We start from the raw sequence: 20,658 nt of genomic DNA, 5'->3' as shown, positions 1-20,658 counted from the left end.
CCGCGGTACTACCCCGCTCCCCCACCTCGGCCCCGGGGTCGGACGATACGGGCGGCGGCGCTGCCTAGCGTCCTTGGCATGAGTATTGAAGCCCGCGGGCTGAGTAAGCGATACGGCGAGAAGACCGCTGTGGAGGAGCTGACGTTCACCGTGCGGCCCGGCACGGTGACCGGGTTTCTCGGGCCCAATGGGGCCGGGAAGTCCACCACCATGCGGCTGATTCTCGGGCTCGACCGGCCTACCGCCGGGACCGTCACCGTCGCCGGGCGGCCGTACGCCGCGCATCGGGCGCCGCTGCGCGAGGTCGGCGCGCTGCTCGAGGCGCGGTCGACGCACGGCGGGCGGAGCGCGTACAAGCATCTGCTCGGGCTCGCGCTCACCCACGGCATCCCGCGCAGCCGCGTCGACGAGGTGATCGAGGCCGTGGGGCTCACGGGGGTGGCGAAGAAGCGCGTCGGCGGGTTCTCGCTCGGGATGGGGCAGCGGCTCGGCATCGCCGCCGCGCTGCTCGCCGACCCGGCGACCGTCATCCTCGACGAGCCGGTCAACGGCCTCGATCCGGAGGGGGTGCGGTGGATCCGTAATCTGCTCAAATCCCTCGCCGCCGAGGGGCGGACCGTCTTCGTCTCCTCGCATCTCATGAGCGAGATGGCCCTCACCGCCGAGCAGTTGATCATCATCGGCCGCGGCCGCCTCCTCGCCGACACCACCGTCCACGACTTCGTACGGTCCGCCGGCCGCGACGAGATCAGCCTCAGGTCCCCCGAGGCGGCGCGGCTGCGCGACCTCCTCGCCGGCCCCGGCATCACCGTCACCTCCGACGACGCCCCTGACAGCCTCCGCGTCAACGGCCTCGGCGCCGAGGCCATCGGCCGCACCGCCGCCGAACACGGCATCCCGCTCTTCGAACTCACCCCGCACCGCGTCTCCCTCGAGGACGCCTTCATGGAACTCACCCGCGACGCCGTCGAACACCACGCCGCCGCCCCCGTACCGCACCACCAGGAGGTCGCCGCATGAGCGCCACCGACGCAGCCGTGACGCCCGCCCGCGTCCTCCGCTCCGAGTGGTCGAAGCTCTGCTCGCTCCGCTCCACCTGGTACACCATCGGCGGCGCCGTCGCCCTCAGCCTCGCCCTCGGCCTGATCATCGGCATCTCGTACGAGGACGGCGGCGACGGGCCCGCCGACCCCGTCGAAGTCCCGCTCTTCGGCCTCAACTTCGCCCAGCTCCTCCTCCCCATCCTCGGCATCCTGGTCGCCGCCGGCGAATGGTCCACGGGCCTGATCCGCGCCACCATGGCGGCCGTCCCCCGCCGCCTCCCCGTCCTCTGGGCGAAGGCGGCCGTGCTCGGCGCCGCGGTCTTCGCCACCATCCTGGCCACCGCGCTGATCACCTTCCCCCTCGCCCAGTCCTTCCTGTCCGGCACCCGGATCGAGGCCGGCTTCTCCGACCCCGGCGTGGCCCGCGCCCTGTTCGGCTCGGCCGCCGCCGTCGCCCTCATCTCCGTCATCGGCCTCGCCCTCGGCGCGCTGGTCCGCTCCGTCCCGGCGTCGATCGGCATCTTCGTGGCGGTGCTGATGGTCATGCCGGGGCTGGCCCAACTCGCCCCGTACGCATGGGTGGAAACCGCGATCAACTACACCCCGCTGCACGCCGCCGAACCCCTCGTCAGCGCCCTCCCCAAGGACGACCGGATCTCCCCGCTCGCCGGCCTCCTGACCCTGTGCGCCTGGGTGGCCGCGGTCCTCGCCGCGGCGGCGGTGCGGCTCCGGCGCAGTGACGTATGACGGCGGCGCAGGCGACGATGGGCGCATGGACGCACGCGGCGATGGGCGCATGGACGTGACGCAGGCCCCGACCCAGCCCGTCTACGCGGCCACCCGCCGGGTGTGGGCCTTCGACGCCCGCCACCCCTGGGTGTGGGACGCGGCGGTCCCCGCGGTCATCGCGGCGCCCGGCCTGCTCCAGGTGCTCGGGGTCTTCGACACCCGCTCCGGCGAGTTGCGGCGCGAGGGCACCGCCCGCTACCTCTCGGACGTCCCCACCCCCGTCCTCTGGCTGGTGCTCGCCGGCCTGGTGCTGCCGCTCCTCTGGCGCCGCCGCCACCCCTTCGCCGCCTACTGCGCCGTCGCCGTGGCCCTCACCGTCCACGACGCGTACCAGCTGGCGCTCGTCTCCGCGGTCGCCATCGGCGCGGCGCTCTTCTCCGTCGCCCTGCGACAGCCGCTCTCGCGCATCGCCTGGGCCGCCGCCGTGGTCCTCGCGGGCCTCGCCTTCGACCTCCTCCACAATCCGCCCGCCGACCCCCTGCGCGAATACATCCCGGTGCTCGCCATCTTCACCGCGATCGTCACGACCGCCTTCACGATGCGCACCCGCCGCGAACACATCGGCGCCCTCGAGGAACGCGCCCGCCGGCTCGAGGTCGAACGCGACCAGAAGGCCCGCCTGGCCACCGCCGCCGAACGCGCCCGCATCGCCCGCGAGATGCACGACATCGTCGCCCACAACCTCGCGGTGATCGTCGGCCTCGCCGACGGCGGCTCGTACGCCGCGACAAAGTCCCCGGAACGCCAGACCCAGGCCCTCGACGCCATCTCCACCACGGGCCGCGAGGCCCTCGCCGAACTCCGCCGCCTCCTCGGCGTCCTGCAGCCCCCCGAGGCGGAACTCGCCCCGCAGCCCGGCCTCCCGGACCTGGACGCCCTCCTCGACCGCGTCCGGGCGGCGGGCCTGCCGGTACGGTGCCGCGTGCGCGGCGACGCCCGCGCGCTGTCCGAGGGAGAGCAGCTGACCGTGTACCGGATCGTCCAGGAGGCCCTGACGAACACCCTCAAGCACGCGAAGGCCCGCGAAAGCGCGCAGGTCACGCTGGCTTACGACGAGGGCGTGACGATCGAGGTCACGGATACGGGTGCTGCGCCGGCGGCCCCGCCCTCGGATACGGGCCAGGGCCTGGCGGGCATGCGCGAGCGCGTCGCGCTGTACGGCGGCACATTCGACGCGGGCCCGACCGGCACCGGCTGGCGCGTACGCGCCACCATCCCATCGGCGGGGGCCGGGGACATTATCAAGCCCGTCCGGCGCCCCCGGACTTCCGCGCGCAGCGCAGGAAACCCCGCGACATGACCGCAGTCCTCATCGCCGACGACCACGCCCTCCAGCGCCTCGGCTTCCGCATGCTCCTGGAGAGCCAGGACGACATCTCCGTATCCGGCGAGGCCGCGAACGGCGCCGAAGCCGTCCGCATGGCCGCCGAACTCCGCCCCGACGTCGTCCTCATGGACGTCCGCATGCCGGGCCTCGACGGCATCGAGGCGACCCGCCGCATCGCGGCCGAGGGCGGCCGCAGCCGGGTGCTGATCCTGACCACCTTCGACCTCGACGAGTACGCCTTCGCGGGCCTGCGCGCCGGCGCCAGCGGCTTCCTCGTCAAGGACGCGCTCCCCGCCGAGCTGCTCGCCGGAATCCGGGCGGTCGCCTCCGGCGAAGCGGTAGTAGCGCCCGCCCTGACCCGACGGCTGATCGAGAAGTACGCACACCTCCTCCCGGAGGGGACCGCTGCTCCGGACGGGGGCGAGGACCCGCGGCTGGCGGCGCTCACCGACCGCGAAGTCGAGGTCCTCAAAGCCATGGCCCAGGGCTGGACGAACGGCGAGATCGCGGCGCGCTTGCACCTCGCCGAGTCGACCGTGAAGACGCACGTAGGCCGCATCCTGACGAAGGTCGGGGCCCGGGACCGCGTGCAGGCCGTGATCTTCGCCTACGACGTCAGGCTGGTACGACCGGCCTGAGCGACACCGCCGCCGAGTCGGCTCCTTCCAGTTCCAGGGCCCAGATCTCGTTCTCGCCCTCGCGCAGGACCGGCCCCGGCACATACAGCTCGCGCTGCGGGCCGATCGCCCAATAGCGGCCCAGGCAGAAGCCGTTCACCCACACAAAGCCACGACCACCCGCCGGCGGTACGAGCACGGCGTCGCCCGGCTCCCCCACCGTCACCGTGCCGCGATGGAAGCCCCGGCCGGCACCCGTCCCCGCCCGCAGCGGCAGCGCGGCCACCGCCTCGGGGGTGAAGGCGTCCAGGCGCAGGCCCTGCGCCCGCACCCCGTGCACGTACTGCCGCTCGTGCAGGATGCCGCCGGTGATGCCCTTGGTCTCGCCGAGCAGCGGGCCGTAGTTGACGCGGCCGAGGGACTCGACCCAGATCTCCATGGCCACCGGGCCTGGGACCTCCCCGAGCGAGCCGTCGTCCCCGACCGGCACCCGCTCCCCGTCCACGTACGCGACCGCGAGATCCCGCAGCCCGTGCAGCCGCAGCTGATACGGCTCACGCGGGCCCGGGATGTCCACGCGGTAGCGCACCAGGCCGCGGTCGACGTCGAGCTCCTCGAAGGAAGGCGGCACCGACGCCACCCGCTCCGGCCCGCCGAGCGCGCCGAGCACCTCGGAGAGCGGCGCCCACTCCCCCAGCTCGGCGTCCGCCACCCGCCCCAACACCGGTGGGGCATCCGGCACTTCGGGCAGCTCCCCGTCCACGTACGGCGCGAGCACCTCCCGAAAAGCCCAGAACTTCGCCGTGGGCCGCCCGAATTCATCGACCGGCGCGTCGTAGTCATAGGACGTAACATCCGGCTGCAGCACCCCGCGATGATCCTCGCCGCCGCGATTCGCGCCCGCCCAGCCCGCGAAGTTCGTCCCGCCATGCGCCATATAGAGGTTTACGGACGCCCCGCACTCCAGGATCTCCCGCAGCGCCTCCGCCGCATCCCCCGCCTCCCGCGTGACGGGCTCCTCGCCCCAGTGCGAGAACCACCCGCACCAGAACTCCGCACACATCAGCGGCCCCTCCGGCTGATGCCGCCGCAGCGTCTCGAAGGCCGCCTTCGCGCCCGAGCCGAAGTTCACCGTGGCGAGCGCGCCTGCCACAGACCCGCCCGTGAGCATGTGATCCGCGGGCCCGTCCGAGGTGAACAGCGGCACCGTCACCCCGCGCTCGCGCAAGCCATCCGCCAGCGCCTCCAGATAGGCGGCGTCGGACCCGTACGACCCGTATTCGTTCTCCACCTGGACCAGGATGACCGGCCCACCACGCCCGGTTTCCCGCGCCACGACCTGCGGCAGCAGCACGTCGAACCACCGCTCCACCGCCCCGAGAAACTCCGGATCCGAGGTCCGCACCCGCGAGCCCAGCGGCCCGGTCAGCCAGTGCGGCAGCCCGCCGTTCTCCCATTCCCCGCAGCTGTACGGGCCCGGGCGGACGATCGCCCACAGCCCGGCGGCGTGCGCGGCGTCGAGGAAGCGGCCGAGAGCGGAGATGTCGTGATACGTACCGGGCGACGGCTCATGCAGATTCCACGGAACATACGTCTCCACGCAGTTGAGACCCATCGCCCGCAGCATGCGCAGCCGGTGGTCCCAGTGCTGCTCGTGGACGCGGAAATAGTGCAGGGCGCCGGACAGCAGGCGCACCTGGCGGCCGTCGATCAGGAAGTGCTGTTGCATGGGGTCAGCCTCGCCCTCTGGCGCGGGACGAGTCCATGGACAAAGATCCGATGTGTTTGGACTCGGGAGGGTAATCGAGCGGAGGGGCCGATGACCTACCACAGCTGGATGCGCTACTTCTCGCCCAGCCCCGTGCACCAGCGGCTCGGTCTCGTCTGCCTCGGTGTGGGGCTGCAGTACGGGGCGCTGCCGACCGTGGGGCCGCGGACGCTCGACCACCATGTGGCGGTGGTGGTCAGCAGCGGGTCGGGGTGGTTCCGGGCCGGCGCCCGGCCGCCGGTGGCGGTGCGCGCGCCGGCGCTGCTGTGGCTGGTGCCGGGGACGGCGCACCATTACGGGCCCGACGCGGGCAAGGGGTGGGACGAGGCCTTCGTCGACTTCGCCGGGCCCGCGGTGGACGCGTACGCCGAACTCGGCTGCATCGACGGCGACAACCCCGTGGTGCCGCTCGGCGACGCCGACACCCCGCGGGCAGTGATCACCCGGATCGCGCGGGCGGCCCGGCGCGGGAACCCGCTGCTGGAGCTGGAGACGGCGGCCGGCGTGCACGAGCTGCTGGTGACGCTGCGGCGGGCCCGGGCGGACATCGGCGGCGACGGGCACCCGGTGCTGGCGGCGCTGGCCCGCGACGCCTTCCTGCCGCTGTCGGTGGCGGAGCACGCGGCGCGGCACGGCATGACGACGGCGGAGCTGCGCACCGCCGTGCGGCGGGCCGCCGGGTGCAGCCCCAAGGACTATCTGCTGGGGATACGGCTGAGCCGGGCCAAGGAGCTGCTGGCCGCGACCGAGCTGCCGGTGGCGGCGGTGGCGCGGCGGGTGGGCTACGACGATCCGGCGTACTTCAGCCGCCTGTTCACGCGCCGGGTGGGCACGGCGCCGGTCCGCTTCCGCGAGCAGCAGGGGCGGACGGTGCCGGGCGGCTACGCGACGAGCGTGCCCGACCCGGACCGGCCGCCCATGATCGTACGAGCCGGGGGCTGAGGCTCAGGCTCAGGCGAGCCGCGCCGGAAAGCCACCGGTGGCCAGCGGCCCCCACCGCTCGGGGGTGATCCGGATCAGGGACTTCCCCTGCTTCAGCATCGCGGCGCGGTACTCGTCCCAGTCCGGGTGCTCGCCGGAGATGTTGCGGAAGTACTCGACGAACGGCTCGACATCCTCCGTCGCGTCCACGACATCCGCCGTGCCGTCGATCTGCACCCAGGGACCGTTCCACTCGTCGGAGAGCACGATGACGCTCGCCTGCGGATCACGGCGGACATTGCGGGTCTTCGCCCGCTCCGGGTACGTGGAGACCACGATCCGGCCCGAGTCGTCGACGCCGCAGGTGAGCGGGGAGCCCTGCGGCGAGCCGTCCGCGCGGCGGGTGAGCAGGATGGCGCGGTGCCGGGGGCGGACGAAGTCGAGCAGCGCGTCGCGGTCTACACGGGTGTTGGTGGCGATGTTCGGGCTCATGGCTTTCACGATACGTCGCGGGGCGCCGACGCCTGCCAGGCCGCGAAGAGCGGCACGGTGCCGGTGGGGTCGAGGACGACGGTGCCGAACGGGCGGTCGAACGCCACGTGATGGATGCGGCGCGGGCGCGGCGCCGAGCCTGCCTGCGCCATCACGACCATCGTCACCGCCGCCGCCTCGACGCCCTTCTCGGCGACCTTCAGCACCGCCTCCTGCGCCACCTGGCTGATCTTCAGCGGCTCCGGCGAGAGCAGCGGGAACTCCGCGTCGTCCGAGGCCGCCCGGCGTACTCCCATGGCGTTCAGATGCGGCAGCACGTTCAGATTCGTCCGCAGCTGGTGGCGCGGCAGGGAGACGTACACCTCGTCCGCGTCCAGCGGCCTACGGTCCGCGCCGGGCTGCCACGCCGCCGGCAGCACCTCTTGCGCTCCGGCCCCGGGCGGGCCGAGCACGAAGCGGACCCGTGCCGCGCCATCCTTGCACCCGAGCTCGACCACCTCCGCGCCCCGCTCCGGCACCGTCCAGGCGTCGCTCAGCTCCACCGGGCGCCGCATGGTGGGCACCCGCGTCTCCGTCCCCCGCGCATCCGTGAAGGGCAGGTCCGCCGTGCTCTGCGGGTCGAACTCCCGCTCCCACCGGGCCTTCAGATAGAGCGCGTTGAGCAGCAGCAGGCGCGTCTCGTCCGGATCCGGCCGCGCGGGAACGGTCCGGACCAGCCCGTGGGTGGCCTTGCGTATCCACGCGTCCATCTCCGCCGTGTTGCGATCCGCGGGCAGGTGCCCGAAGCCGATGTCCGGCAGCGACTCCCGGTAAGCCCGGTAGACGGGGACGATGGCCCACGCTCCCGTAGCCACCTCCACCGCCTCCGACTCCGCCAGCTCCCGCGCCGCCGCCGTCACGGCCGCCGCCGCATCCGCGCCCGCCACCCCGAGCACCGCGCGCAGCTCCGCGGCCGTCGCGCCCTCGGCGCCGCCCGCCACCGCGCCGAGCGCCCAGGTGCCGTGCAGCCGCGAGATCAACGGCCGGCCGCTGTCCCGTTCCACCGCCACCGCCTGCGCGGTGAGGGCCATGTTGAGCGAGCCCTTGAGCACGCCCATCAGGGCGGCCGCCGCCATCAGTACACCCGCCGACCCGGCGAGCGCCGGGCCCAGCAGTGACAGTGCCGCGGCCGGTGCGGCAAGCGACAGGAGCCGCCGGCCGTCCCACCGGTCGGCCAGCCGTCCGGCCACCGGCATGGCCGTGAGCCCGCCCACCGCGACCACCAGCAGCAGCGCGCCGATCCGGCCCGCGCCGAGGTCCAGGCGGGCGTCGATGGCCGGGAGCGCCCCGACCCACAGGGCGTTGAGCACGCCCGTCAGGCCGAAGCGCGCCGTGAGCGCGACGCGTACGGCCCTGACATCACGGTTCGTTGTCGTCATGAGTGGCAGCGTGGCCGCGCCAAGCCCCCGAGATCCAACACCTGTTGACGCAAGATTCACCTACGAAGTGCGTCAATCGACTGGCCCGCTGCTCGGAGCACCGCTACGACTGACTCCATGCCGCCGCTGCCACGCCCCGACCTCGACATCCGGCTCCTGCGCCACTTCGTGGCCGTCGCCGAAACCCTGCACTTCGGCCGCGCGGCGCAGCAGCTCTACGTCGCCCAGCAGGCGCTCAGCCGCGACGTCCGGCGGCTGGAGGACCGGCTCGGCCTGCCGCTGCTGGAGCGCACCACCCGCCGGGTCGCCCTCACCCCTGCCGGCGAGCTGCTCCTCGCCCGCGCGCGCGAGCTGCTCGCGTTGCACGACCGCGCGCTGGAGGAGTTGCGCGGCACCCACCGTCCCTTGGTCGTCGACGTGGTCGGCCCCGGGCTCACTCCGTCCCTGGTGCTGGACCGGGCCCGCGAAGCGGAGCCGGAGCTCGAATTCTTCGCCCGCTTCCACAGCGGTACGGACCCCGCCCTGCGGCTCCTGCTGGACGGGCGCCTGGACGTGACCTTCGGCCGCCCGGACACCCCACGGCCTCCGGTCGGCGTCGGACACCGGCCCGTACGCCTGGAGCCGCTCACCGTCCTGGTACCGGAACACCACCCGCTCGCCCGTCGTCCGTCCATACCCCTGGCCGCGTTGCGCGGTAGCGGCGTGTGCGTACGGGCCGGAGACCACGCCACGGCCGGGTGGGACGCGGCCGTGCAGCAACTGCTCGCCCCGTTCGGCATCAACCCGGCCGGCAACCACCCCCACGTCCCCGGCGGCGACGAGCTCGGCCGGCACCTGCGCGACCGCGACGCCCCGGTGCTCGCGCTGACCACCCAGCCGGAGGTCGCCGGGGCGGCGCTGCGGCCGCTGGTCGAGCCGGTCGCGCTCTTTCCCTGGCAAGTGATGTGGCGATCAGGACTGGAACGCCATCCCGGGCTGCGGGCGCTGCTCACCGCGGCCGGAGCACTCGCCATGGAGGAGGACTGGCACACCCTCGGCACGGTCCCGGTGGGCACGTGGCTGCCGGAACCCGAACGGCTCGGGGCATGAGCACGGTGCCGCACCATCCGCGTCGGGACGCGTGGCGCGGGCGCGGGCGCGATCCTGCACCTACATGCCGTGACCGCGTCTCCTTGGGATCTTGGTGTCATGTCTGTCCTGCATCTGGTTCCCAGTCCGTCGGCGGCCGCGTCGCTGCATTCCGCGCTCCGGTCCGTCACCGGTCCTGATGCCCTGGTCCTGGGCTTTCCCGACCATTTCAGCTGGGGGCCGATCGCTCCCGATGATCCGGCGGTACGGAAGCGGTGGTGGGGGCCGCTGGCGTTCGATGACGACGGCCCCGGCGATATCGAGGCAGAACTCGGAGAGTTCTGGCACCGACTGGAGACCACCGTTGCGGACCGCATCGTGGTGTGGTTCAGCCGCCGTGGCGCCGACGATGTGTCCTTCTTCCTGGCCGTGACAGCACGGCTGGGTACGCGGTCGTTCGCGCTCGTCGAGATCGATCAGCCGTGGACGCGGACCGCCGGAAATCTCCCTCCCCACGAGATGACCGAGCGGCTGAACAGCGAGGTGCTGTGCTCCGACCAGCGGCGAGAAAGCAGCCAGCAGCTCTGGCGACAGCTCCAGACCGAGAACGCCACCTTCCGGGTGGTCACCAGCACCGGCCGCCTGGCATCTGCCCCGGCCGACCACTTCGACGCCCGGTTGCTGGCCGCGGCGGCGCCGGAGTGGCGCCCCGCGCTGCGCCTGGTCGGTGACGTCATGGGGGATGACGACGACGCCGTCGACATGCCCCTGCGCCGGCGTATCGCCACCTTGATCGAGGGCGGCAGACTGATCGCGAAGGACGACCGGTCGTCCCTCCGCACGGCCGAAGTCCGCCTCCCTGATTAGCAGCCGGGGCACCTTCCGTCGGCGGGGCCGGGGCGGCCAACTAGCCAGCCCCGTACGGCGGCGGCGGCGAAGGCGGCATCTCCCGCGCCCGCTGGGAGACAAAGCCGCCCGATTCGGGTCAGCCGGCCGACGGTATCCCACTCCCGCCACCCTGACCCACGTTTCCGCAGGTCAGAGCGCTATGGCGAGGTGCCGCGAGTAGGCCGTGTGGGACTCGAACCCACAACCAACGGATTAAAAGTCCGCTGCTCTGCCAATTGAGCTAACGGCCCGCGCCCGGCCAGCATAGCCCGCGCGCGGGCCGGGGCCCGAGCCGATATCCCCTGGACGGTCGCGCCGCCCGCGCGCTCCGCCGCGTCAGTCGACCGGCTCCGGCTGGGCCGCCGCCGCGGCGGCGCGGGCGCGGGTGCGCTCGTGGTCCGGGTTGAGGAACCAGTGGCGGGCCGAGAGCAGCCACCAGGTGCCCGCGAAGCCGAGGACGACGGCGACCGCGACCGGGGCGTAATTGAAGGTCTCGGCCGTGACCGGGGAGACCTGCGGGAGCATGAAGAGCACCGTGATCAATGCCACCCAGGCAACCGCGATCACGCCGATCGGGCGGCTCCAGCGGCCCAGGTGCCACGGGCCGCGCTCGAAGGCATCGCCCTGGCGGAGGCGCAGGAAGGTCGGGATGACGTACGCGATGTACAGGCCGATCACCGCGATCGAGGTCACGGCGGCGTACGCGGTGACATTGATCAGATACGGGAGGCCGAGGACCAGGGCGCCCAGCGCCGCCAGCCACACCGCGTTCGTGGGCGTGCGGGTGCGCGGGTTCACCCGGTGCCAGACCCCCGAGAACGGCAGCGCGCCGTCCCGGGAGAAGGCATAGATCATCCGGCTGTTCGCGGTGACCGAGGCCATGCCGCAGAAGAGCTGGGCGCCGATGATGACCAGCAGCATCGTCTTGCCGGCCGTCGCCCCCAGCCCGTCCAGCAGGATCTGCGCCGGCGGGGCGCCCGTCGCCGTGCCCACGGTCTTGTCGTACGACTGGATCGCGTAGGTGAAGCCGAGCAGCAGCACGAAGCCGGCGATCCAGGACGTCCAGATCGAGCGGACGATGCCGCGCGGGCCCGCGACCGACGCGTCGGTCGTCTCCTCCGTCATGTGCGCCGAGGCGTCGTAGCCGGTGAAGGTGTATTGCGCCATCAGCAGGCCGATCAAGACCACGTACGCGCTGGAGCTGAAGCCGGTGTTGTTCACGAACTCGGTGAAGACGAAGGACGTCGACTGGTGCGTATCGGGCGCGAAGGTCAGCGCGCCGACGATCACCGCCACCCCGATCACGTGCCACCACACGCTGATGCTGTTCAGCAGCCCGACGATGCGGACGCCGAAGGTGTTCAGCGCGCCGTGCAGGATCAGGATCGCCGCGAAGAGCAGGATCACCCGCTCCTCGGTGATCTTGAAGTCCCACTGCAGATTCAGATACGCGCCCAGGAACGACGCCGCACCGAAGTCGATGCCCGCCGTCACCGCGACCTGGCCGAGGACGTTGAACCAGCCGGTGAACCAGGCCCATGCGGCGGCCGATTTCGGCGGCGCGAGCTTCCGCGCCCAGAAGTAGAGCCCGGCCGAGGTGGGATACGCGGAGCACACCTCCGCCATGGCCAGGCCGACGAACAGCGTCATCAGCCCGACCCCGACCCAGCCCCAGGTGATCAGGGCGGGGCCGCCCGTATTCATGCCGAAGAGGTACATGGTCATGCAGCCGGACAGGACCGAGATGATGGTGAAGGAGACCGCGTAGTTGCCGAAGGCGGACATGCGGCGGGCCAGCGTCTGGGTGTAGCCGAGCTGGCGGAGTCTCTCCTCATCGGAGACGTGATGTGGCTGAGTTTCGTCGGTTGTCATGCACCCAGCGATGCCCAAGGACACCGCCGGGCATGCCTACTCTCCGGGCCGAGGCGCCGGGCACCCCGGTTCGAGCTCCTCGATGGCGTGGAAAGCGTCGTGCAGATTGCGTACGAGCAGCTGCCGCACCCGCTCCCGCGATACCTCGTCCCCCAGCGGCAGCCAGTCCAGCGTCACGCCCTCGACCGCGTACAGCCACCCCGTCAGCGCCAGCCGCGCGGTCGGCGGGATGTCCTTGGACGTACGGCCCCAGGCCCCTATCGCCAGCGCGTCGAGGATCTGGCCGCGGACCCGGTCGCGGATCGCTATCACCTCGGTGTCGTGGCCGACGCCGCCGGTGACCATCGTGCGGTACGCCGCCTGGTTCTGCTGCGCGTAACGCAGATAGCCGTCCAGCGTGCGCAGCACCCGCTCGGCGCGCGGGACTTCCTCGCCGCCGGTGGCGCGGGACAGCAGGTCGCCGACCGCGTCCTCGATCACCGCGAGGTAATAGCCGCGCTTGTTGGTGAAGTAGTAGTAGACGAGCCCCTTGGCGACGCCGGCCCGGCGGGCGATGTCGTCCATGGACAGGGCGTCGTACGAGGTGTCGGCGAAGAGGGTGCGGCCGATGGCGATCAGCTCGGCGCGGCGGGCGCGGGAGCGGCCCGTGGCGCCCGTGGCAGAGCGCTGTCCGCGTTGTTGACTATTATTCAAAGTCGGCCCTAGTCTCCTGGTACCGGCAAGGATCGCTGCTGTTTCACGAAGTATGGCAGAGCTCGAAGACCGGTAGATCCGCACCGCACCAGAGCACCTCCTTTCACCGCCAGTGACTCACTGCTTAGGAGGAAAACGTGCGCGAAAAACCGCTGGGCAAGACGTCGTTGAAGAAGTCGGCCGCCGTCGCCGTGCCCGCCGTATTAGCCATCGGAGCGATGGCCTCGATGATGGCGCAGGGCGCCCTCGCCTCGTCGTTCGCCGTCTCCGGCACGGCCTTTCAGGTCAGCTCGGGAAGGCTGAACAGCGACGGCCTCGCCAGCTACGTAGAAGTGGACCGGGCCGTCGACGGCGAGGGACATCCCGTGTCCCTGCTGGCCCTGGACAAGGCCGAGCTCAGCACCATCTGCCAGTCGGCGAAGGTCAACACCCCCATCGGCAAGGTCACTTTCAAGCTGCAGGCGGGCGGTGAGGCGGGCAAGGTCACCGCCGACAATCTCGTCATCGACGCCGAGGATCTGAGCGGCGACGCCCGCTTCGGCACCGCCCAGATCGGCCGCGACGCGTCCCAGCTCACTGAGGTACCTGGGGTTAAGGGCAAGCCGGGCGGCTTCGGGCTGCAGGCCGATGGCGTCTCGGTGTCGGGGGTGAAGTCCCATGCGTGGTCGGCGGTCGGCGGCAACTTCCATCTCCGCGGCCTGAAGCTCGACGTCAAACTGGGCGGCCAAGGATGCTACTGAGGCAGTGGCAGCCGGAGTTGCGCGCCGCCTTCAGGGACTGGCGGCGCCGGCGCCCCTTCTGGGGCGGGCTGCTGCTGATCGCGGCGGGTCTTGAGCTGCTGATCGTGCCGCTGTCGCCCTTCGAGGTCCTGGTGAGCCTGGGCCTCGGCGGGCTGGCCGCGCTGGGGATCGGTCTGGCGTTGATCCTCGCGGGCGGCTTCCTGTGGGTGGCGCCGCACACCGCGCCGTACGTGAGCCTGAACGCGCTGCTGCTGTCCGTACTATCCTTCGCGGCTACGAACTTGGGCGGGTTCGTGGTCGGGAGCCTGCTGGGGATCGCGGGGAGTGCGCTGGCCTTCGGGTGGAAGGCGGTGGGGCCGGCGGAGTCGGTTGGGCCGGTCGCGTCGGCGGAGTCGGACGGGTCGGTCGCGTCGGCGGAGTCAGCCGGGCCGGTCGCGCCGACGGAATCAGCCGAGCCGGCCGAGCCGGCCGAGAAGCGCGGCACCGGCACCGCCCTCCTCGTGATCGCCGCGCTGCTCACCGCGCCCCTGTGGCGCCCGGCCACGGAGGCGCACGCAGCCGAACCCCCGCAGGCGGCAGCCATGCCGCCCACCATCACCACCACCCTCTTCGCCCCCGAGGGCTTCACCTTCGCGGGCGTGGAGGAACTCCCGACGCGGGACGGCCCGCTCAAGGTCATGGTCCTGCGCATGGACGCGGCCTCACTGACCGACTACGACCTCAACACCCGCGACGCCGGCAGCCCGGCGCAGGTGAACCTGACCGCCGGGGCGCTTCAGCTGCGCGGCAACGTGACCCTCTATCTCACGAAGTTCAGCGGCTGCCTCCAGGACCTGGTCTGCCTGACCTTCACGCCGGACCGGCTGCCGGTCCCCCCGGTCGTGCCGCCCTTCGTCTACATGACCGACGTCAGCGCGGAACAGGCCCTCGTCACCACCGACGAGCTGATCGTCGACGGTCTGGGCATCCAAGGAAAGGCTGGCTGATCCGAACATGGTCCCCGTACAAGCCGCTCTCTTCTGGGCGTTCGCCACCGGCGCCACCTTCGCCCTGTCCGCCGCCCGCCAGCTCCAGTACTGGCGCGGCTATACGAGCGATGCCCGCGCCTCGGGCCGGCTGCACCGCCGGGCGGGCTCGGCGGCGGCGTCCCCGTATCTGCTGCACACCGTGCTCTTCGCCGCGGTGCTGCTGGCGCCGACCGGGCTCTTCCTGCTCTGGTACAACCCGAGTTGGGGCACGATGCAGGTCGCCGACGACCACGACGGCGTCTGGGCCGGCTTCGCGCTGCTCTACGCGGGCGGGGTGACGATCGGCGCCGCGCTCGGCTTTCTGGTCGCCCAGCTGCTCATCCTTTACGGGGCCGCGTACTGGGCCTTCCTCGTCTCCGTATCCGCGCACTTCCTCTTCTTCGGCACGCTGCTGCACGGCTGGGACGGCTCCGGTTACCGCCGCCTGCTCACCACCAACCAGCGTGATCTGGCCGCCTGGTCGCGCGACCCGGTCGCCGACAACGTCGTCGACTTCGTCACCTCGGGGACCTTCCTCGCGCTTCTGGTCTTCGCCGCGGGCGTGATGGGCACGCTGCTGCTCGCCGAGGTCGGCTGGCTGATGGAGGGCTGGGACGCGCCGGGCGCGGACGCGGACCGCAAGGTGCCGCGGCTGGTCGCGGTCGCCATCGCGGCGGCGGGGACGCAGGGGCTGCCGCTGCTGGGGGCGCTGACGGCGAGCGGGTTGGTGCGGCTGACCAGCTGGCCGGTGGGTCTGGTGGTCTTCGCGGTGATCGCGTATCTGGTGCTGATCCCGCGGCGGACGCCGGTGCGGTGGCTGTACGGGCTGGTGGGACTGCCGGCGGGGTCGTGGGAGGTGACGGTGGAGCGGACGGAGGAGCTGGAGGCCGCCGCGTAAGGGACGAGCTGCCGGGCCGCGGCGTGGGAGCGGCGGCCCGGCACGTAGTCAGCTCGCTTGCTGGAAGAACGGCAGCGCGAAGATCCGCTCCTTCGGCGCGTCCTCCATCAGCTCCAGCAGCTCCATCACCGGCTCCCACAGGTCCTGCTTCTCGACCTCGTGGGCCATCGCCTCCAGTTCGGCGTCCGGCAGCTCCCCGGCCGCGTCCGCCACGACCTTGCGCGCGGGCTCGGGCAACTCCCGTACCAGCGGCAGGAACGGCGCCCACAGCCCGGCGGCGACCACCGCTGCGACTACATCCCGCAGCACGTCACCCTCCTGCAGCACGGGCAGGCGGGCGACGGTGCGCCGGTCCTCGTCGCCGAGCAGGGCGACGACCGGCAGCAGCGCGTCCCAGAGGCCCTGGTCCTGCACGGCGTGCACCAGCGAGGCGAGCCGTTCCTCGCCCTGCCGCACCGCGAGCGCGGCGATCTCGCCCCGCCGCCGCTCCCCCGCCATTCCGGCGACGGCGAGCGCCTGCGGCCACAGGGCTTCGTCCGCGGCGGTACGGATGACGGCGGCGAGCCGCTCGGCGGGCAGCAACTCCAGGATGTCGTCGATGCGTTCGGGGTGATCGATGAGATAGCCGGTGCGCAGGATCGACACGTCGTCGATGAGGTCGATGGCGCGCTTCAGCGCGGTCGGGCGCAGATGGCCGACGAAGCGGCCCATGGTGAGGTGGTCGCCGTTCTCGGCGAGGGCCACCGCGACCCGTACGACCAGGTCTTCCTCGAGACGGTCCACGATGCCGCGGATCCGGCGCGGGTCGAGGTGGCCGCAGGAGGCGGCGGTGAAGGACACCGGCAGCTTGCTGATGATGTCGCCGGCGCGGGCCGGCTCCAGGCGCCCGGCGACGGCCGCGGACAGCCGTGGGCCCAGCGCCCTCTGGGAGATGACGGCGGCGACGGCGGCCGGGACGAGCTTGGTGGCGCGGGCGATGCGGTGGAGCATGTCGGGCGCGGAGTCGAAGAGCGCGGCGACGGTCTGCTCGCGGAAGGCGCGCAGATCGGCGGGCGGCAGTCCGTGCAGAAAGGCGAGCTGCGCCGGCTCGGCGCCGAGCAGCCGGGCGATCTTCTCGGTCTCGGCCCGGGCGGTGAGGCTGAGTGCGTCCACTGGGTCCACTCCCGTCACTTGAAGAGGATGCGGCGTACGGGCCCACGGGCCACGGCAGGCACGAGCTTGAGCGCCTCCTCGGCGGCCTGCTCGAGCCCGTCGTTCTGCGCGGCGCGCTCCGCGGTGAAGGCGTCGGCGAGGGCGCGCTGCTGCGCCGCGTCGAGGCGGGCGAAGGAGGCGGGCGGCGATGCGCCGAGTGCGGCGCTCAGGGCGGTGGCTGAGTCCTCGGTCATGAGGGGGAGACTGCTGCCGTTTTGAATAATAGTCAATAGACCGCGTGTCAACAGCAGTTGATCTGGGCGCGGGAGGCTGATGCCCGGCAGAGTGGGGGGATGACGGTGGGATTCAGTGGCGCTGTGGCCGACTACTACGCGAAGTTCCGGCGGGGCTACCCGTCCGAGGTTTTCGACGATCTGCAGGGAGCCTTCCAGTTGTCGGAAGCGGACGTCGTACTCGACGTGGGGTGCGGCACTGGGCAGCTCGCCCTTCCCTTCGCTTCCCGGGTCCGTGCCGTGGTGGGGCTGGATCCTGAGCCGGACATGCTGCGGCTGGCCCGGGAGGCGGCCGACGGTCAGGGGATCCGTAACGCGACGTGGATCCTCGGTGCCGACACCGACGTTCCGGCGCTCGGGATGCTGATGGGCGAGCGTTCGCTGGCGCTGACCGTCATCGGGCAGGCGCTTCATTGGATGCGGCACGATGAGCTGTTCCGTGACGTGTCGCCGCTGCTCCGCGAGGGCGGGGGCATCGCGGTGATCTCGAATGGCACGCCGCTGTGGCAGCAGGAGAGCGACTGGTCCCGCGCCCTGCGAGGGTGCCTGGAAGGGTGGTTCGGTACGAAGCTGGAAGCATCATGCGGCACCAGCAGCCGCGACCGGCTGCGGTATACGCGGGCGCTGGAGTCCGCGGGCTTCGTCGATGTCCGGGAAACGGTGGTCGAATACAGCGACGAACTGGACTTCGACCAGCTCTTCGGCGGAATCTGCTCCGCGATCCCCGTGGACCAGCTGCCCGGGCCGGACGACCGCGCCGTCTTCGCCGAACGTATCCGGCAAGCACTCCCCGCCGACGAGCCGTTCACTGAGCATGTGAGGGTGTCCACGCTGGTGGGACGTGTCAGAGGCCCGGTTTCGTAGCCTGCTGGAAACCGCAAGCGCCCCCGGCGAGAGCGAATCTCGCCGGGGGCGCTTGGTGGTGCGGTCAATCAGCTGTTAGCCGTTGCGCTTCCAGCGGGGCTTGTCCGTGCGGCTCTTGCCGCCCGTGTTGAAGGAGCCGGTGCGGTGGCCGTTGTCGCGGCGGTCGTCGCGGTTGAAGGGGCGGTCGCCGCCGCGGTGGCCGTAGGGGCGGTCGTCGCGGCGGAACGGGCGGCTGCCGCCGGTGCGGTTGCCGCCGTCGCGGCGCTCGAAGGTGCGGCCGCCGCGGTCGTTGTCACGACGGTCGTCGCGGTTGTACGAGCCGCGGTCGTCGCGACGCTCGTACGAACGGCCGCCACCGCTGAAGCCGTTGCGGTCACGACGCTCGCCGTAGCCGCGGTTGCCACCACCGGAGCGGTCGTCGCGACGCTCGAAGGAGCGGCCGCCACGGTCGTTGTCCCGACGGTCGTCACGGCGGTACGAGCCACGGTCGTCACGGTTGTACGAGCGGCCACCGCGGTCGTTGTCCCGGCGGTCGTCCCGACGGTCGAACGAGCGGCCACCACGGTCGCCACGCTCCTCGCGCGGCATCGAGCGGAAGCGCTCCTCGCGGCGGTCGTGCCGCTCGCGGCGGTGGTCCTCAACGGCCGGACGGGCAGCGGCGGTCTGTGTCTCCGCGGCCTCGGCAGCCACGACCGGCGCGGCCTCCGTCGCAGCCTCGGCGGCCACCGGAGCGGTGTCCTCGGACACCGTCGCCGACCCAGCCTCGGCCTGCGGCGCGATCCCCGCACGCTCCTGGAGGCGCTGCGCCTCCTCGTGCAGTTCCGTCGCGCGGCGCTGCGCCTTCTCCAGCCGCTTGGTCAGGTCCGCCACATCGCGGTCGGCCATCGTCGCGGCCTGCACCGCCGACTCGGCCTGCACCTCGAAGATGGAGCGGGCGCCGGTGATCCGGGCCACGTCCTCGTCGAACTCCCGGCCGCTGACGATGTGCCGCGAGGCGTCCACGCCCGCGTCCTCCATCAGCCGGAAGATCGTCCGCCGCTGGTGCGGCAGCGCGAGGGAGACGACGGTGCCGGACTGGCCCGCGCGCGCCGTACGGCCGGAGCGGTGCAGGTAGTCCTTGTGGTCGCCGGCCGGGTCCACGTTCAGGACCAGGTCGATGCCGTCGACGTGGATGCCGCGGGCGGCGACGTCGGTGGCGACGAGGCAGTTGACGTAGCCGTCCTTGAAGTCGGCGAGGGTGCGGGTACGCGCGCCCTGCGTCATGCCGCCGTGCAACGCGTCGGCCTGCACACCGGCCTCGCGCAGCTGCTCGGCGACACGGTCGGCGCCCAGCTGCGTACGAACGAAGATGATCGTGCGGCCCTTGCGGGCGGCGATCGCGGAGGTGACCGGCTGCTTGTCCTTCGGCTTCACGACGAAGACGTGGTGCGTCATGGTCGTGACCGCGCCCTGCGACGGGTCCACCTCGTGGTGCACCGGGTCCTTCAGGTAGCGCTTGACGAGGGTGTCGATCTCCTTCTCCAGGGTGGCGGAGAAGAGCATCCGCTGGCCGCCGGCCGGGATCATGTCGAGCAGCTCGGTGACCTCGGGCAGGAAGCCCAGGTCGGCCATCTGGTCGGCCTCGTCGAGGATCGCGATCTCGGTCTTGTCGAGCGAGCAGGCACCGCGGTTGATGATGTCCTTCAGGCGGCCCGGGGTGGCGACGAGGATGTCGACGCCGCGCTCCAGGGCGTAGATCTGGTTGCCCATGGACGTACCGCCGCAGACGACCTTCATCTTCAGGCCCATGACGTCGCCGTACGGCTGCAGGGCGTCGGCGACCTGCATCGCGAGCTCGCGGGTCGGGGTGAGGATCAGGCCGCGCGGGCGCTTCTTCTCGGTGTGGCCGCCGGACAGCTGGGTCAGCAGCGGCAGGCCGAAGGAGAGGGTCTTGCCGGAGCCGGTACGGCCGCGGCCGAGGATGTCCTTGCCGGCCATGGCGTCCGGGATGGTCGCGGCCTGGATCGGGAAGGGGGTGGTGACGCCGTTGGCGTTGAGCTTCTTCACGATCTGGGCGGGGAGCCCGAGGTCGGCGAAGGTGATGGTCGGCTCGACGGACTCGGTGGCCTCGACGGACTCGGTGGCCTCGACGGGCTCGGTGACCTCGACCGCCTCAATGGCCTCTACGGCCTCAACGGTGGTCTCGAGAGTGTTTTCAGACATGCGAAATGCAAACCTTCCGGAGTCATCGGCACGTGCCCACGACTCCGCGGCAGCTTTCACACACGACCGCCTCGATGCGGTCAGCCACGGCTGGACAAAGGAACGCGCCACACGGCGCGCTCTTAAACGGGCGCCGGGCATATGGGAATCAAACGATCTATCACGATACGCAGGTACGGGAGCTCAGGGCAAATCCGGTTCACGCCTCGGACGGCCCACAAGGCGAGACGTTGCGTCTTGCCAAAGCCGCCGACCTGCAGTAGCTTCACTATCCATGGGTTCCCTGTGAGACAGCCGACACCGGCCGCGTAGAGCTCCGCTCCGCCGTCGCCGTGTCCTGCCGCGCCCTCTCACCGTCGACGACCCGACAGGAATCCACCCATGCCCCCAGCACCCACCGCCCAGCTGACCCTGCACGCCGTCACCAAGCGCTACCCCGGCCGCACCGTCCTCGACCAGGTCTCCTTCTCCCTCAAGCCGGGCGAGAAGGCCGGCCTCATCGGCGACAACGGCTCCGGCAAGTCCACGCTGCTCCGCCTCCTGGCCGGCCAGGAGCGCCCGGACAGCGGCGACGTGACGGTTATCACCCCCGGCGGCCTCGGCTATCTCCCGCAGACCCTCCCGCTC

20 protein-coding genes and 1 tRNA gene are annotated in these 20,658 nt (G+C 71.8%); 12 read left to right on the top strand and 9 right to left on the bottom strand.

Annotation, left to right across the window (positions count from 1 at the left end; translation table 11 throughout):
• Positions 1 to 78 precede the first annotated feature (78 nt).
• From G5C51_RS26600 to G5C51_RS26585, 4 genes are read left to right on the top strand one after another with little or no spacing between them, the layout of a single operon-like run.
• Positions 79 to 1,020, top strand: coding sequence for an ABC transporter ATP-binding protein (locus tag G5C51_RS26600; RefSeq protein WP_165240754.1), 942 nt, complete (start codon positions 79 to 81; stop codon positions 1,018 to 1,020).
• On the top strand, positions 1,017 to 1,790 hold the full coding sequence (locus G5C51_RS26595) for an ABC transporter permease subunit (RefSeq protein ID WP_165240753.1): 774 nt from the start codon (positions 1,017 to 1,019) through the stop codon (positions 1,788 to 1,790). The genes G5C51_RS26600 and G5C51_RS26595 overlap by 4 nt, the downstream gene beginning before the upstream one ends.
• A 25-nt stretch (positions 1,791 to 1,815) precedes the next feature.
• Positions 1,816 to 3,132 (top strand): sensor histidine kinase, encoded by a 1,317-nt coding sequence (locus G5C51_RS26590; protein ID WP_165240752.1) that lies wholly within the window; start codon positions 1,816 to 1,818, stop codon positions 3,130 to 3,132.
• Complete coding sequence (locus tag G5C51_RS26585) at positions 3,129 to 3,797, top strand: response regulator (protein ID WP_165240751.1); 669 nt, start codon at positions 3,129 to 3,131, stop codon at positions 3,795 to 3,797. Before G5C51_RS26590 ends, G5C51_RS26585 begins: the two co-directional genes overlap by 4 nt.
• Here G5C51_RS26585 and G5C51_RS26580 read toward each other — a convergent pair.
• The gene (locus G5C51_RS26580) at positions 3,775 to 5,505 is read right to left on the bottom strand and encodes a glycoside hydrolase family 35 protein (RefSeq protein WP_165240750.1); all 1,731 of its coding nucleotides are present in this window, start codon (positions 5,503 to 5,505) and stop codon (positions 3,775 to 3,777) included. The genes G5C51_RS26585 and G5C51_RS26580 overlap by 23 nt on opposite strands.
• A 90-nt stretch (positions 5,506 to 5,595) precedes the next feature.
• On the opposite strand from G5C51_RS26580, the gene G5C51_RS26575 reads away from it, so the two are divergent.
• The gene (locus tag G5C51_RS26575; RefSeq protein ID WP_165240749.1) at positions 5,596 to 6,486 is read left to right on the top strand and encodes a helix-turn-helix domain-containing protein; all 891 of its coding nucleotides are present in this window, start codon (positions 5,596 to 5,598) and stop codon (positions 6,484 to 6,486) included.
• 9 nt (positions 6,487 to 6,495) lie between these two features.
• Here G5C51_RS26575 and G5C51_RS26570 read toward each other — a convergent pair whose 3' ends face one another.
• Together G5C51_RS26570 and G5C51_RS26565 are read right to left on the bottom strand one after the other, a co-directional pair.
• Complete coding sequence (locus G5C51_RS26570) at positions 6,496 to 6,957, bottom strand: PPOX class F420-dependent oxidoreductase (RefSeq protein WP_165240748.1); 462 nt, start codon at positions 6,955 to 6,957, stop codon at positions 6,496 to 6,498.
• A 5-nt stretch (positions 6,958 to 6,962) separates the two neighbouring features.
• Complete coding sequence (locus G5C51_RS26565; RefSeq protein ID WP_165240747.1) at positions 6,963 to 8,375, bottom strand: serpin family protein; 1,413 nt, start codon at positions 8,373 to 8,375, stop codon at positions 6,963 to 6,965.
• A gap of 117 nt (positions 8,376 to 8,492) precedes the next feature.
• On the opposite strand from G5C51_RS26565, the gene G5C51_RS26560 reads away from it, so the two are divergent.
• Positions 8,493 to 9,464 (top strand): LysR family transcriptional regulator, encoded by a 972-nt coding sequence (locus G5C51_RS26560; protein ID WP_206314351.1) that lies wholly within the window; start codon positions 8,493 to 8,495, stop codon positions 9,462 to 9,464.
• 99 nt (positions 9,465 to 9,563) lie between these two features.
• Positions 9,564 to 10,310 (top strand): DUF3658 domain-containing protein, encoded by a 747-nt coding sequence (locus G5C51_RS26555; RefSeq protein WP_165240746.1) that lies wholly within the window; start codon positions 9,564 to 9,566, stop codon positions 10,308 to 10,310.
• 199 nt (positions 10,311 to 10,509) lie between these two features.
• Here G5C51_RS26555 and G5C51_RS26550 read toward each other — a convergent pair.
• The 3 genes from G5C51_RS26550 to G5C51_RS26540 all read right to left on the bottom strand — a co-directional run bounded on the left by G5C51_RS26550 (position 10,510) and on the right by G5C51_RS26540 (position 12,896).
• Positions 10,510 to 10,582, bottom strand: a tRNA-Lys gene (locus G5C51_RS26550).
• A gap of 85 nt (positions 10,583 to 10,667) precedes the next feature.
• On the bottom strand, positions 10,668 to 12,203 hold the full coding sequence (locus G5C51_RS26545) for an amino acid permease (protein WP_165240745.1): 1,536 nt from the start codon (positions 12,201 to 12,203) through the stop codon (positions 10,668 to 10,670).
• A 36-nt stretch (positions 12,204 to 12,239) separates the two neighbouring features.
• Positions 12,240 to 12,896: a TetR/AcrR family transcriptional regulator gene (locus G5C51_RS26540; protein WP_165240744.1), complete on the bottom strand. Its 657-nt coding sequence runs from the start codon at positions 12,894 to 12,896 to the stop codon at positions 12,240 to 12,242.
• Between the two features lie 137 nt (positions 12,897 to 13,033).
• On the opposite strand from G5C51_RS26540, the gene G5C51_RS26535 reads away from it, so the two are divergent.
• Genes G5C51_RS26535 through G5C51_RS26525 form a run of 3 tightly spaced genes read left to right on the top strand, consistent with a single transcriptional unit; the run spans position 13,034 to position 15,541 of the window.
• Positions 13,034 to 13,636 (top strand): DUF6230 family protein, encoded by a 603-nt coding sequence (locus tag G5C51_RS26535; RefSeq protein ID WP_165240743.1) that lies wholly within the window; start codon positions 13,034 to 13,036, stop codon positions 13,634 to 13,636.
• Positions 13,627 to 14,622, top strand: a complete 996-nt coding sequence (locus G5C51_RS26530) for a DUF6114 domain-containing protein (protein ID WP_165240742.1) — start codon at positions 13,627 to 13,629, stop codon at positions 14,620 to 14,622. Before G5C51_RS26535 ends, G5C51_RS26530 begins: the two co-directional genes overlap by 10 nt.
• Positions 14,623 to 14,629: 7 nt before the next feature.
• Entirely contained in the window at positions 14,630 to 15,541 is a 912-nt protein-coding gene (locus tag G5C51_RS26525; RefSeq protein ID WP_165240741.1) for a hypothetical protein, read from the top strand.
• Positions 15,542 to 15,589: 48 nt separating this feature from the next.
• Here the strand turns inward: G5C51_RS26525 and G5C51_RS26520 are convergent, their stop codons facing one another.
• Both G5C51_RS26520 and G5C51_RS26515 read right to left on the bottom strand, forming a co-directional pair.
• Positions 15,590 to 16,693 (bottom strand): hypothetical protein, encoded by a 1,104-nt coding sequence (locus G5C51_RS26520; protein WP_165240740.1) that lies wholly within the window; start codon positions 16,691 to 16,693, stop codon positions 15,590 to 15,592.
• Between the two features lie 14 nt (positions 16,694 to 16,707).
• Positions 16,708 to 16,926: a hypothetical protein gene (locus G5C51_RS26515; RefSeq protein ID WP_165240739.1), complete on the bottom strand. Its 219-nt coding sequence runs from the start codon at positions 16,924 to 16,926 to the stop codon at positions 16,708 to 16,710.
• 99 nt (positions 16,927 to 17,025) lie between these two features.
• Here G5C51_RS26515 and G5C51_RS26510 point away from each other — a divergent pair, with 99 nt between their 5' ends.
• On the top strand, positions 17,026 to 17,829 hold the full coding sequence (locus tag G5C51_RS26510; protein ID WP_165240738.1) for a class I SAM-dependent methyltransferase: 804 nt from the start codon (positions 17,026 to 17,028) through the stop codon (positions 17,827 to 17,829).
• Between the two features lie 75 nt (positions 17,830 to 17,904).
• On the opposite strand, the gene G5C51_RS26505 is transcribed toward G5C51_RS26510, so the two are convergent.
• Complete coding sequence (locus tag G5C51_RS26505; protein ID WP_165240737.1) at positions 17,905 to 20,031, bottom strand: DEAD/DEAH box helicase; 2,127 nt, start codon at positions 20,029 to 20,031, stop codon at positions 17,905 to 17,907.
• 381 nt (positions 20,032 to 20,412) lie between these two features.
• On the opposite strand from G5C51_RS26505, the gene G5C51_RS26500 reads away from it, so the two are divergent.
• Positions 20,413 to 20,658, top strand: a 246-nt coding sequence (locus G5C51_RS26500; RefSeq protein ID WP_165240736.1) for an ATP-binding cassette domain-containing protein, incomplete at its 3' end; no start/stop codon positions are given.

Source organism: Streptomyces coryli, from assembly GCF_011044975.1.
In the GTDB taxonomy this organism is placed as follows: domain Bacteria; phylum Actinomycetota; class Actinomycetes; order Streptomycetales; family Streptomycetaceae; genus Streptomyces; species Streptomyces coryli.
The sequence above is the reverse complement of the archived record's forward strand: the minus strand, read 5'-3'. Positions and strand labels throughout refer to the sequence as shown.